Below are 13,364 nucleotides of genomic sequence, written 5' to 3'. Positions count from 1 at the left end.
CTGTTATCCGAACGGGTACGTCCCCTGACTTAGTCGGTGCCTGATTCCATCGCGGCGCGGTCGAGCAGCTCGTCCTCGTGCACCTGGCCGGCCGATGCGATCGCCTCGGCGCCGCCCTGCGGCATCGCGCCGATCAGCTCGCCTGGGGACGGCATCGGGGCCCCGATCAGCGCCGCGTGCCCGCCGCCGAACATGCCGAGGCTGGCGTACTGCTCCAGCTTGGCACGGGAGTCGGCGATGTCCAGGTTGCGCATGGTGAGCTGTCCGATGCGGTCGGAGGGGCCGAACGCGGCGTCCTCCACCCGCTCCATGGACAGCTTGTCCGGGTGGTAGCTGAAGGCCGGGCCCGCCGTGTCGATCAGTGAGTAGTCCTCGCCGCGGCGCAGCCGCAGCGTCACCGTCCCGGTCACCGCGGTGCCGACCCAGCGCTGCAGCGACTCGCGGATCATCAGCGCCTGCGGGTCAAGCCAGCGCCCCTCGTACAGCAGCCGGCCGAGCTTGCGGCCCTCGTTGTGGTAGGCGGCGATGGTGTCCTCGTTGTGGATCGCGCAGACCAGGCGCTCGTAGGCGGCGTGCAGCAGGGCCATGCCTGGCGCCTCGTAGATGCCGCGTGACTTCGCCTCGATGATCCGGTTCTCGATCTGGTCGGACATGCCGAGGCCGTGCCTGCCGCCGATCGCGTTCGCCTCGAGGACCAGGGCGACGGCGTCGGCGAACTCCTTGCCGTTGATGGCGACCGGGCGGCCCTGCTCGAAGGTGATGCTCACGTCCTCGGCGGGGATGTCCACGGACTGGTCCCAGAACCGCACGCCCATGATCGGCTCGACGATCTCGAGGTTCGCGTCCAGGTGCTCGAGCGACTTGGCCTCGTGGGTGGCACCCCAGATGTTCGCGTCGGTGGAGTAGGCCTTCTCCTTGCTCGCCCGGTAGGGCAGCGCCCGGTCGGCGAGCCACTGCGACATCTCCGCGCGGCCGCCCAGCTCACCGACGAACGCCGCGTCCAGCCACGGCTTGTAGATCCGCAGCGACGGGTTGGCGAGCAGGCCGTAGCGGTAGAACCGCTCGATGTCGTTGCCCTTGTAGGTGGAGCCGTCGCCCCAGATCTGCACGTCGTCCTCGAGCATGGCCCGCACGAGCAGCGTGCCGGTCACCGCGCGGCCGAGCGGCGTGGTGTTGAAGTACGCGCGGCCGCCGGACCGGATGTGGAACGCCCCGCAGGTCAGCGCGGCCAGGCCCTCCTCGACCAGCGCCGCCTTGCAGTCCACGAGGCGGGCGCCCTCCGCGCCGTAGGCGCCGGCCCGGCCGGGCACGGACGCGACGTCGGGCTCGTCGTACTGGCCCAGGTCGGCGGTGTAGGTGTAGGGCACCGCCCCCTTCTCGCGCATCCACGCGACAGCAACAGAGGTGTCGAGGCCGCCGGAGAAGGCGATGCCGACACGTTCACCGACAGGCAGGGAGGCGAGCACCTTGGTCATGACTGCAATTATATGCACACCACTGCATGACCATGCAAAGACTCTCGACTGTTCGCGCGACTCCACGGAACGGACCCGCACGGTGCATCACCTGCTGCCGAATTTCTTGACAAATTGCACCGTCTGCAACCGGTTGATCTGGAATTGTTAACTCGAACACCCTCCGACATCGCGTACCCCTCCGACACGAAGGCCGGGCGATGACAGTCACGAACGCCACCTCGGAAGACCCGCACTCCGCAGGACCGGGCGCCGGCGCGTCCGGGCCGGCCGGCACCCTGGCGGTGTACAACGTCCTCGACACCGCCTGGTCGGGCGGCGCCGACCCGAAAGGGGTGGCAGACAGCACCGCGGCCTTCCAGTCAGCGCTCAGCGCGATCGGCTCCGCAAGCGGTGGCGTGCTGTACGTTCCCACCGGCTCATACAAGCTCACGTCGAGCGTGACCTACGCCGGCACCGCGCCGCTGCGCATTCTTGGCGACGGCCCGCAGGCGTCGCGGATCAGGATGGCGAGCGCCTCGTCCAGCGTCAGTTACCTGAGCATCACCCAGAACGGCACGTTCGGTGACGAAAAGGGCCAGGACGGCACCGTCATCATCGAGAGCCTGTCGTTCCACAACGACACCTACAGCGGCGCCTTCGCGAACACGAACATCGCTCTCAACCTGAGCGGCGTCAACTACGGGAAGATCAGCGACGTCTGCTTCTACAAAGGCTCGGCGTCACAGCGGGTCAACCAGGCCATCGTCTGCCACGCATGCAATCAGGTCGACATCGACAACTGTAACATCTTCGCGGCCGTCAACGGGATCGCCTTCACCGGGTACTGCCAGGTCAACAACGTCTCGAACACGTCGGTCTGGACACCGGCGGGTACCGGCGTTCCCACGGCGGCCTGCGTGCTCTACTCGGGCCAGACCCTCACGGCCAACATGGAGAACGTGGTCTTCCACCGGGGCGACCGCGGCATCCTCTGGAGACAGGATGCCACGGGCGCCCTGCCGCACCTGTTCTTCGGCTACAACGTCCAGCCGAACAACCACAGCATCGCCTGCATGGAGTTCGATGCCGGAGCTCAGGTCTACCTGACCGAGTGCTTCTTCTCCAACGCCAGGTCGTTCGTCGCCGCAAGCGTGCCCGGCCTGGTCTTCGGACCGAAATTCCAAGGCTCAGCCCTGGTCGAGGGCTGCCAGTTCAACGGGATGCAGGGGCACGCCATCTCGGTCCAGGGGGGTACCGGCTTCATCGTCAAGGGCTGCGAGTTCGGCGGTAACTCCAACTACAAGGCCGCCGCCAACGCCTACGACGAGATCAACATCGGCGCTTCCGCCGCCGAAGTGACCATCGACGCCTGCCACTTCAACGTGAACGCTCTCGCCGGTCTCGGCACGGCCAACCAGCCGCGCAGCGCGGTCTACACGGCCGCGGGCGCCAGGGCAGTGACGATCTCGAACAGCAGGGGCGCGGGCACCGGCTACGGCACGTCGGCCCTGGTGGACAACGCCAACGCGGTGGTCAGGCGCGGGTGTGTCGGCCTTGGCATGCCGGAGAGCACGACCGGCGCGGGCTCGACGGTGACAGCGTCGGCCCCGGCCAGCCTGTCGGCCCCGGCCAGCATCCCGGCCAACGACATGACGGCGGGCACCGTGTACAAGATGCGTTGCTTCGGGACCGGCACGCAGGCCGCGGGCATCGCGCAGCCCCTGACCGTTGGCGTGACCCTCGGCGGCCGCAGCATCGGCAGCTTCACGCCGCAGGCGCTGCCTGCTGCCGGCGCGTCGTTCGCCTGGGCCTACGAGTGCCTGCTATACGTGACTACCGCAGGGCCGGCCGGGACGGTGGCGGCCGCCGAGACGTTCACGTGGGGCGGCAACGGCACCGGCCCGTCCACGCCCACCATGCGCAACGGCGCCGCACTGCCGGTGAACACCACGCAGGCCAACGCGCTGTTGCTAACCGCCGCCTGGAGGGCCGCCGCCGGCGGCCCGGCGATCACCTGCGCGGCGACCATCGTTGAGCGCATTGGCAATGTTCCGTCACGCTGACGCTGCCAGTCACAACGCCTCCCGGCCCGACGCAGTGCCGCCGTCAGTCGGCGGTGGCCACCATCACGTCCGACGCCTTGACCACGGCGATGACCTGCGCGCCCTCGGTCAGGCCGAGCTGGCGGACCGCCTCGACGGTGATGGAGGCCACCAGCCGGACGCCGCCCGCGTCGAGTTCGACGTTGGCGATGGCCTCACCGGAGTTGATGGCGGTGATGCGGGCCGGAATCTGGTTGCGTGCGCTGAGCTTCATAAGGTGCTCCTCGTTGTTCGTCCCGTCGAGATGTACCCCCTTGAGGCCGCTCATGGGGCCAAACCGCGAAACGCGGCCGCGGCAGATCTCCCGTCAGTTTCTGGCGTCACATTGGCAAGGCTTTGTCATCCTGATCACAGGAGCACCTCGCATTTAAGCCGGCCACTTTACACGGGTAATGACACTATTTACCTAAAAAGGCAAAGGCCTTATTTCCTCCTGTTTTACGCTTCGGCATACCGCCTGTAGGCCGCACATCAGGAGGATTTCCTTGTTCCGCTCACGCATGCGCATTCTCGCGCCACCGCTGGCAATAGCCTTGCTGGCCCTTTCGGGCTGCGGCGGACTATCCGCCAATGCCGGAAGCACTAGCCCGAACGGGCTACAAAAAACAACGCTCAACGTGGCCGTCGTGCCGGCGGTCGATTCCGCCGGGTTTTTCGTCGCGCTGTATGAGGGCCTGTTCGCCAGGCAGGGCCTCACGATTCACTACACCCCCGCCGTCAGCAGCGAGGAGGTGATCAGCCAGCAGCTCACCGGAAAGTACGACATTACCGGCGGAAATTACGTTTCCTTCATCCAGCATTACGTGACTGATCATCAGCCGCTGGAGATTGTCGCGGAGGGGTCGGTGATGCAGCAGGGCACCCAGGCCATCTACACCATGCCCGGCTCGAAGATCAAGACGCTCAAGGAGCTAAAAGGCCACCTGCTCGGCATCAACGCCCCCCTCAACATTAACTACCTCCTGGCCGCCTCTGTGCTCACAGAGAATGGCATCAGGCTGAACCAGGTGCGCTTCCCGACCGCGCCAATTCCGTTCCCGACGATGGCGGCCGCGCTCGCCGCGGGCAAGATCGACGCGGCGGCCATGCCCGAGCCGTTCGCGTCGGCCGCCGAGCAGCAGTACGGCGCGGTGCCGCTCGCCGACCTCAACCAGGGCGCCACCCAGAACTTCCCGATCCAGGGATACGTGGCGACCAAGAGCTGGGTGCAGCAGAACCCGGGCACGCTGCGCGCGTTCCTCGCCGCGCTGTCCCAGGGCCAGGAGATCGCCGACACCAGCCGCGGCGCCGTCGAGCGGGCCATGGAGGCGCTGAAGGGGCCGATGAACGGCCAGATCCCGCCGATTGTCGCCGCGGTGATGGCGGTGAACATCTACCCCACCTCCATCGACCAGGTCCGCATCCAGCGGGTCGCCGACGTGATGTACCAGTTCGGGCTGCTGCACTCCCGGTTCAACGTCACCCCGATGATCGGACCCTGACCCGGCAGGCCGGCCCGCGCGCCGTCACGGCGGGCGGGCCGGCGAACACAGCGAACACTTCGGAAACAACGCGGCCAAGCCGGACATATCCGGCTTGGCCGCGTTGTTTGGCCTGAGGTGATCACCGCGCGGCACCGCAACATCGCTCTGCTCGTCGCAGGCTGCTACTTCATGGAAATGCTCGACGGGACGATCGTGACCACGGCGTCGCCGCAGATCGGGCGGTCGCTGCATGCGCCCGCCACCGAGGTAGGCCTGGTCGTCACCGTCTACCTGCTGACCCTGGCCGTGCTCATCCCGCTGTCCGGCTGGCTGACCAGGCGGTACGGGAACCGGGCGGTGTTCCTGACCGCGATCGCGGTGTTCACGCTCGCGTCGGTGGGCTGCGCGGCGAGCGTCAATCTCGGCATGCTCATCGCGATGCGGGTGCTGCAGGGCGCGGGCGGGGCGATGATGGTGCCGGTCGGCCGGACCATGGTGCTGTCACCCGCCGCCAAGGAGGACATACTCCGGCTCACCTCCTACGTGGTGTGGCCGGGGCTGCTCGCCCCCGTGATAGCGCCGCTGGCCGGCGGCCTGATCACCACCTACGCGAGCTGGCACTGGATGTTCCTGATCAACGTGCCGCTCGGACTTGTCGCGTTCCCCCTTGCCTGGCGGCTGGTCACCGGCCAGCACGGCGCGGCGGCGGCCGGGCCGCCGCCGCCGCTCGACTGGGCGGGCATGCTGTTCACCTGCGCCGGCCTGGGCGGGCTCACCTACGCCGCGCACCTGGTGGCGCTGCCCGCCCCGCCTGCCCTGCAGACCGTCCTGTTCGCCGCCGCGAGCGCGGCGCTGCTCGGGCTGGCGGTGACGCACCTGCGGCGGACCCCGCACCCGCTGCTCAACCTGCGCACGCTGAACGTGCACACCTTCCGGCTGTCGCAGCTGGGCATGACGATGTACTTCCTGGTGGTCGGCGCGATGCCGTTCCTGCTTCCGCTCATGTTCCAGGTGCAGTTCGGCTGGTCGCCGGTGAAGTCTGGCGCGGTCACCGCGTTCGTGTTCGCGGGGAACGTCGGGATCAAGCCGGCCACCACGCCGCTGATCCGCCGGTTCGGGTTCCGCGCGGTGCTCGTGGTCTCCACCGCTGGCACCGCCCTGATCGTCGCCGCGCTCGCCTTCACCACCGCGTCCACGCCGGTGGCGCTGATCGCCGCGCTCGCGCTGGCCAGCGGCGTCACCAGGTCGACCGGGTTCACCGTGTACAGCACGGTCGGGCTGGCGGACATGATGCCGGAGCTGATGCGCGACGCCAACACGCTCGCCGCCACGACCATGCAACTCGGCGCCGGCCTCGCAGTCGCCGCCGCCACCGTAGCGCTGCGCGCCGGCTCCGCGATCAGCGGCGGCGGGCAGGGCGCCTACACGCTGGCGTTCTGCTTCCTCGCGCTGATCGCGGTCGGCTGCACGGCCCAGGCGCTGCGCCTTGACCCGCTGGCCGGGGACGCCGCGCGCCGCCCGCAGCCCGCCCGCGCCGCCGCCCGGCCGGCGCCGCCCGCGCCGCCGGCCCCCTCCGGCCTCCCGGGCTGACCCCGGCTGACCCCGAACTGACCTCGGGGGCCCGCCTGCCGAGCTCATTACGGGACGATTCTCCGGTGACCCGGGCGTGTCTTAGGTTTTCCTTCGTCTCGCAAATCCCAGTATTTGCTGGCCCTTCGGGACTACTGGCTAGTTCTCCCGGGCTAAGGCGACGGAAAACCGCGACCAAGCGGTCCGCTCCCCTCTAGCCTGGCGCGATGCACTTGAAGTCAAAGCGGGCGATCGCGGCGTCCGCGCTGGCGCTTGTGGTCGTGGGCGGCGGGGCCGTCGCGGTGATCACGATGGCCTCGCCCGGGCCCTCCGTCATCGCGCCCGCCTCGCTCCCGTCGCCGGCGGGCTCAGCGGTGACGGCAACGGTGCCCGGCGGGGGCGGAGCGGGGCAATCCGGCACGTCGGGACCGGCCGGGCAGCCGGGCAGCGGGCAGCCGTCCACCGCCGCCACCGGCGGGAGCTACGCGCCGGGGACGGCCCCGGAGAGCCGGACGCTGACCCGTGCGGCCGGCCAGGGGGCACCGGGCCCGCTCGCGGCGGGCCTGCTGCCCGCCGACGGCGCCGTGCCAGGCGCGCGGCCCGCGCTGCAGGCCATGGCGGCGGCGCGGCGGTCTCTCACCGCCCTGCCGCACTCGCCGCGCCTGCTCGCCGAACTCGGCGGCGGGACACACGCCACGCCCACGAGCAGTGCCACACCCGCGAAAACGAGCAGCGGCGACGGGACGGCTTCCCCAACTCCCACCGACACTCCGGCAGGCACGGGCTCCCCCACCGGCACTGGCGGCGCGCCCACGGGCACGGGCAGGCCGTCCGGGTCGTCAAGCGCGCTCGGCGCGTCGCGCGCGGGCATGGCCCCCGCGGCGGCCGGCGCCACGATCCCGGCCGCGTCGCCGTGGGCCACGCCAACCACCGCGACCCCGGCGCCGACCGTCACGCCCACGCCGTCGGTGACCCCCACGGCGAACACGAGCCGCACGCTGCCCGGCCTCGACGTGGCCGGCTACCAGCACCCGGTGACCAAGGCCTACCCGAAGGGCCAGCCCGTGGGCTGGTCCTCGGTCGCCACGGCCGGGTACAAGTTCGTCGCCATCAAGGCGACCGAGGGCGACTACTACGTCAACCCGTGGGCGGTCACCGACATGAACGCGGCCAAGGCGGCCGGGCTCTCGATCACGCCATACCACTTCGCGATACCCAACGCCAGCGGCGGCGCGGCGCAGGCGCAGTACACCCTCGAATACTCCGGCTACCAGCCGGGCGCCAAGATGCTGCCGCTCATGCTCGACATCGAGTACGACCCGTACACCTCGAGCGACCACACGAACATCTGCTACGGCCTCACGCCGGCCCAGATGACCGCGTGGGTCGGCGCGTTCGTGACCACGGTGAAGTCGATCACCGGGCTGTATCCCGTCATCTACACGACGGCGAACTGGTGGAACACCTGCACCGGCGGGTCCACCGCGTTCGGCGCCGATCCGATGTGGGTAGCCGCCTACGGGTTCACCAGCCCGCCGATGCCCGCCGGCTGGCCCGCCTGGACAATCTGGCAGTACACGAGCAGCGGCACGGTCCCAGGGGTGGCCACACCGGGCGCCACCGACCTCGACATCTTCAACCCGGGCCTGGTCGGCCTGATCAACCCGGGCAGCCAGGCGGCCAAGACCCGGGCCCGGGTGTCGGTCTCCGTCCGGTCGCTCGGCGTGCTGGCGGGCGAGGCGGTGACCTGGTCGGCGGCCGGCCTGCCGCCAGGCCTGGCGGTTAGCGCCAGCGGCACGATCGCGGGCACGGTCTCCGCGTCCGCGGCGCCGGTGGCCGCCCGGGTGTACCACGTGACGATCTCGGCGCGGAACTCCGCCGGCGTGATCGAGAAGGCGACGTTCGCCTGGCAGGTCAGACCGACCTGCGCCCATCACCTGACCGCGCAGGTCTGCGCGGGCGGGTAACGGGCCACATGGCCCCGTCCGTGCCGCTGGCATCCGCCGCCACGGCACGGACGGGCTTGGCTTAGGACGCCACGCTGGCGGCGGCCGCGCGCACGCCCGCGGCGCGCATCGCCGCCCGCAGGCCGGCGTTGGCGGCCCGCGCGGTCCGTGCCTCGACGATCCGCGGTCCGGTGCCGCCCGCCGTGGCGGCGACGGCCTTCAACAGGTCGCCAGGACCCTCGACGAGCGTGTAGGGGATCCCGAACGCGGCGGCCAGCTGGTCGAGCGAGGCCCGGTGCGGCGTGCCGAAGACGCGCTCGAACGGCCCGGTGAAGGCCGCGGGCTCGAGCCCGGCGAAAATCCCGCCGCCGTCGTTGTTGACCACGACCACGCACAGGTCGGGCCGCGGTTCCCCGGGCCCGATCGCCAGGCCGGGCGCGTCGTGCAGCAGCGACAGGTCACCGATCAGCCCGAACGCGACCGCACCGGGGCGGTCGGCGGCATGCGCCATGGCGGCGCCCGCGGCCGTGGAGAACGTGCCGTCGATACCGCTCGCGCCCCTGCTCGCGATCACCCGGACGTCGGCTCGCGGTGGCATGAGCAGATCGACATCCCGAACGGATAGCGAGTTCCCGCACCACAGCAGCGCACCCTCCGGGAGCGCGGCGGCCAGCTCGCGTGCGACCTCAGGCTCCGACAGCGCACCCTCGCCGGGGTCACCGCGCCAGTCGTCGAGCACCGCGCCCGCCGCCTGCGTGGCCGCCGCGTCCGCGTCCCGCCACGCCGCGAGCCAGCGGCCGGAAACCGCACCAGGCACGCCCGTCAGCCGGATGGCGGCGGCGACGTCGGTGGCGGCCCGCTGCGGGTCGGCCCACATCCCCGGCCCCTGCGCGACGACGATGTGCCGGACCGCGTCCGCCGCTCCTGGCTGGCCGTCTCCCGGCTGGCGGGCGAGCGCGAGCAGCGCGGACTGCGGCCTGGTCAGCCCGGGACGCCCCGCGGCGACGATGACCGCGGGGCGGAGCGCCGCCATGAACTCAGGCGACGCGAGCAGGTACTGGTAGCCGGTCAGCGCGTTCGGCCCGCGCCGCGCACCGGAGGACGGCTCGGCGAGCACTGGCCAGCCGGCCCGCTCCGCGAGCTCGATCAGCGCGTCCGCGTCGTAGTCCCCGTCGCCGCACACCACGACGCCGCGCTCGGTCCACGGCAGCTCAAGCGGCACGGCGGCGGGCGCGTCGTCGCTGATCCGCGTCCACGGCTGCCCGTCCGGCCGCCCGTCAAGCGGCTCCGGCCAGTCGACCTGGCCGCCGCTCGAGCCGTCGGCGCCCCGATTGGCGCTCGCGCGCTTGTTGCTGTTATCAGATAGGGGAGTGGCGCGGGCCGGGGTGTGCGCAGGGGGCGCGTCGGGGACGAGGGGGTCGCGGAAGGGGAGGTTGAGGTGGACCGGTCCCTGCAGGGTGCCGAGGGCGCCCGCGGCGTGCGCCCAGGCGCGGCAGGCAAGCGAGCGCCAGTAGCCGGCCAGGCCGGCACGCCGCTCCGGGACGCCAGACTCCGCGTACCAGCGGACCGCCGATCCGTACAGCTTGACCTGGTCCACCGTCTGGCTCGCGCCGGTGCCGCGCAGCTCGGGCGGCCGGTCGGCGGTGAGCAGCAGCAGCGGAACGGCGGACTCGTCGGCCTCGATGACCGCGGGGTGGAAGTTGGCCGCGGCCGTACCGGAGGTGCACACCACCGCGACCGGACGGCGGGAGGCCTTGGCCAGGCCGAGGGCGGTAAAGGCCGCGGACCGTTCGTCGATCCGCACGTGCAGCCGGACCCGCCCGGCCCGCTCAAGGTCCCAGAAGGCGATGGCGAGCGGCGTGGACCGCGAGCCGGGCGCGATGACCACCTCGCGCAGCCCGCACCGCGCGAGCTCATCGGCCAGCACGGTGCCGAAGGCGGTCGACGGGTTCACCGGTACCTCCCGCCTCGGGCGCGGGCGCCTGTTGCTGTTATCAGGCTGTGGAGCGCCGTGTCGCCGACCCGGCGGGCGGATGGTGGACGTTTGGGTACACGTCGATGTACCCAAACGTCCACCATGAGCGGCTTGGCGCCGCTTCTTGCTGTTATCACGGGACGGGTTCCGTTCCCTGCACGTCGGTCAGGTACTGGGCGGCGGCCAGGGCGCGCCGCCGCCACGACTCAGGGTCGGTCTCGAAGCGGGCGAGGGCGTCCTCATCGACGGCGGGGCGGCGGACGGGCAGTTCGCCGCCGGTCTCGTGCAGCGGGTGCGCGGTGACGTCGCCGGTCAGCAGGGACATGGTGGCCAGGCCGCATGCGTGGCGCAGTCCGGGCAGCGCCGCCGCGAGCGCCACGCCCGCGGCCAGGCCCACCGAGGTGTCGACCGCGCTTGACACGACAACCGGCAGGCCGCACGCCTCCGCCACCCGCAGCGCCGCGCGGACGCCGCCGAGCGGCTGCACCTTGACCATGACGATGTCGGCGGCGCCCGCCGCGCGCACCCGCAGCGGGTCCTCTGCCTTGCGTATCGACTCATCCGCCGCGATCGGAATGTCGATAAGCCGACGAAGCGACGCGAGCTCGCCGAGGGTGGCGCAGGGCTGCTCCGCGTACTCAAGTCCGTAGCGGTCCAGTTCGCGCAGCACGCGGGCCGCCTGCTCCACGCTCCACGCGCCGTTGGCGTCCACGCGGATCCTGCCGTCGGCTCCGGTTGCGTCGAGCGCGTCGCGCACCGCCTCCACCCGCTCGACGTCCTCGACCTCGGCCTGGCCCGGCTCCGCCACCTTGACCTTGGCGGTGCGGCAGCCGGACGCGGCGACGATCTCGTAGGCCCGGTCCGGGCCGACGGCGGGCACCGTGACGTTGACGGGCACCGAATCGCGCAGCGGCGCCGGCCAGGGCACGGTCGCCGACTCGATCGCGCTGGCCAGCCAGCGCGCTGATTCCGCGGGACCGTACTCGGCGAACGGCGAGAACTCGCCCCAGCCCGCCGGGCCGTGAATGAGCGCGCCCTCGCGCACGGTGATGCCGCGGAACTTGGTCCGCATCGGGATGGCGAACGCCCGCAGCGTGCCAAGCAGCTCCGCCAGGTCGGTCGTCACGGGCGGCCAGACCTGGCCAGGGAGCACGGCACAGGCGGGCCGGCGCCGGTGTGAGTCTTCACCACTCGCAACCTTCCGTTGTCCGGGCTCTCACCTTATCGACCGTGACCGTGACGGCCCCTCGCCCGCCTCCTCGAACGTCGGCGCGGCCAGCGGGGCCGACGCAGTGGGGGCGGCGGCAGCGGCCGCGCGCCGCGCGCGTACCGTTGCGGGCACTGCCGGGGAGTTTTGCGCGAATTCGCGCCGACGGGAATCACGGGCGGCGCCGCGGGTAGCGGACCGGGGTCAGCGTCGCAGCGGCGGAACCGGGAATGCCGGCGGGCCGCGCGCGGTCATGTGAGGTGATGGACGGGATGACGATGAGCAAACCCGCGAGCCTGCCCGGGCTCGCGGCACGGGCCGGGTTTACCTGGCGAGCGGGCGACGGCGAGCGGCGGCCGCTGCACGCCGTGCTGCTGCGCGGCGTGGCGGACGCGGAGCGGCTGATCGACCCGCTCTCCCGCGCGCTCGACGGCAGCGGGCCCGCCGTCTTGCCCGTCGACGCCGCCCTGCCGGCGGCGAGAATCTCGCAGCTGCTCGACGCCTTCCAGCCGGACGCGGTCATCGGGCCTGATGGCGAAGCACGAACGCGTTCCGGATCATCGGGGGTGGCGGCGGACACCGCGGTCATCATCGGCACCTCGGGATCCACCGGGGAGCCCAAGGGTGTCGAGCTGAGCGCGGCGGCGCTCACGCATTCCGCCCGGGCGTCGCTGGCCCGGGTGGGCGCGCGCCCCGGCGAGCAGTGGCTGGTCTGCCTGCCCGTGTCGCACGTGGCAGGACTGCAGGTGCTCGTCCGTTCGCTGGTCGGCGGTACCAGGCCGGCGGTCGCCGCGGACGCGTCGGCCGGCGCGCTGGCCGCGTCCGGGTGCGCACACCTGTCGATCGTCCCGACGCAGCTGGTGCGGCTGCTCGGCGAGCCGGGCGGCCGCGAGGCGCTCGCCGGATTCTCCTCCGTCCTGGTGGGCGGCGCCGCGGCGGGCGCCGCCGCACTCGAGGAGGCCCGTGCGGCAGGCATCGCGGTCGTCACCACGTACGGGATGAGCGAGACCTGCGGCGGGTGCGTCTACGACGGTGTCCCGCTGGACGGCGTCGCGGTGCGGGAGGGCGGCGACGGGCGGCTGCGCATCTCCGGCCCGGTGCTCATGAGCCGCTACCACGAGCGGCCCGACCTCACGGCGGCCGCCTTCGAGCACGGTCCCGACGGCGGCCGTGAGTTCGTCACGTCCGACCTCGGGTACGTCGACGGCGGCGGGCGGGTGGTGATCCGCGGGCGCGCCGACGACGTCATCATCACGGGTGGTCACAAGGTGGTCCCCGGCGAAGTGTCGGCGGTGCTTTCGACGTGTCCCGGGGTGCGTGAGGTCGTGGTGGTCGGACGGCCAGACCGGGAGTGGGGCGAACGGGTCACCGCGGTGGTAGTCCCGGCTGATCCGGCTGACCCGCCTGGTCTAGAATTGCTGCGTATGCATGTAAGCGCGCGCCTTCCGCGTTACGCTTGCCCAAGCGAGGTCGTGCTGACGGAGGCTATCCCTGTGCTTCCCAGCGGCAAACCGGACCTGGCAAGCCTCAAGGTGGCAAGAACGTGACGCCAACGGGAACAATCCCGGGCGCGGAGCGTTATTTAAAGTGCCCCCAGCGAAAGCCGGTCATACGGAGCTGGGTTACTCATTGTCAACGGGGACCG

9 protein-coding genes are annotated in these 13,364 nt (G+C 71.4%); 5 read left to right on the top strand and 4 right to left on the bottom strand.

Annotated elements, in window-relative coordinates:
• Positions 1 to 29: 29 nt before the first annotated feature.
• Positions 30 to 1,475 carry an argininosuccinate synthase gene (gene argG / locus EAS64_RS09810; protein WP_145852629.1) on the bottom strand — a complete coding sequence of 482 codons (1,446 nt, stop codon included), beginning with the start codon at positions 1,473 to 1,475 and terminating at the stop codon, positions 30 to 32.
• A 200-nt stretch (positions 1,476 to 1,675) separates the two neighbouring features.
• Here argG and EAS64_RS44615 point away from each other — a divergent pair, with 200 nt between their 5' ends.
• Entirely contained in the window at positions 1,676 to 3,520 is a 1,845-nt protein-coding gene (locus EAS64_RS44615; RefSeq protein WP_222849162.1) for a glycosyl hydrolase family 28-related protein, read from the top strand.
• A gap of 43 nt (positions 3,521 to 3,563) precedes the next feature.
• Here the strand turns inward: EAS64_RS44615 and EAS64_RS09800 are convergent, their stop codons facing one another.
• Entirely contained in the window at positions 3,564 to 3,827 is a 264-nt protein-coding gene (locus EAS64_RS09800) for a TOBE domain-containing protein (protein WP_222849161.1), read from the bottom strand.
• Between the two features lie 232 nt (positions 3,828 to 4,059).
• Between EAS64_RS09800 and EAS64_RS09795 the strand changes: the two genes are divergently transcribed.
• The 3 genes from EAS64_RS09795 to EAS64_RS09785 all read left to right on the top strand — a co-directional run bounded on the left by EAS64_RS09795 (position 4,060) and on the right by EAS64_RS09785 (position 8,558).
• Positions 4,060 to 5,040 carry an ABC transporter substrate-binding protein gene (locus EAS64_RS09795; RefSeq protein ID WP_281283258.1) on the top strand — a complete coding sequence of 327 codons (981 nt, stop codon included), beginning with the start codon at positions 4,060 to 4,062 and terminating at the stop codon, positions 5,038 to 5,040.
• 117 nt (positions 5,041 to 5,157) lie between these two features.
• Positions 5,158 to 6,612 carry an MFS transporter gene (locus EAS64_RS09790; protein WP_145852627.1) on the top strand — a complete coding sequence of 485 codons (1,455 nt, stop codon included), beginning with the start codon at positions 5,158 to 5,160 and terminating at the stop codon, positions 6,610 to 6,612.
• 206 nt (positions 6,613 to 6,818) lie between these two features.
• The gene (locus EAS64_RS09785; protein WP_145852626.1) at positions 6,819 to 8,558 is read left to right on the top strand and encodes a GH25 family lysozyme; all 1,740 of its coding nucleotides are present in this window, start codon (positions 6,819 to 6,821) and stop codon (positions 8,556 to 8,558) included.
• A gap of 61 nt (positions 8,559 to 8,619) precedes the next feature.
• On the opposite strand, the gene menD is transcribed toward EAS64_RS09785, so the two are convergent.
• Complete coding sequence (gene menD, locus EAS64_RS09780; RefSeq protein WP_145852625.1) at positions 8,620 to 10,491, bottom strand: 2-succinyl-5-enolpyruvyl-6-hydroxy-3-cyclohexene-1-carboxylic-acid synthase; 1,872 nt, start codon at positions 10,489 to 10,491, stop codon at positions 8,620 to 8,622.
• 154 nt (positions 10,492 to 10,645) lie between these two features.
• Positions 10,646 to 11,638: an o-succinylbenzoate synthase gene (locus tag EAS64_RS09775; protein ID WP_145852624.1), complete on the bottom strand. Its 993-nt coding sequence runs from the start codon at positions 11,636 to 11,638 to the stop codon at positions 10,646 to 10,648.
• 353 nt (positions 11,639 to 11,991) lie between these two features.
• Between EAS64_RS09775 and EAS64_RS09770 the strand changes: the two genes are divergently transcribed.
• A complete protein-coding gene (locus EAS64_RS09770) occupies positions 11,992 to 13,266 on the top strand; it encodes an AMP-binding protein (protein ID WP_246115611.1) in 1,275 nt (424 codons plus the stop codon).
• The last annotated feature ends 98 nt before the right edge of the window (positions 13,267 to 13,364 follow it).

The organism is Trebonia kvetii (assembly GCF_007827045.1).
Classification (GTDB): Bacteria; Actinomycetota; Actinomycetes; order Streptosporangiales; family Streptosporangiaceae; genus Trebonia; species Trebonia kvetii.
This window is presented reverse-complemented; position numbering and strand designations above follow the sequence as displayed.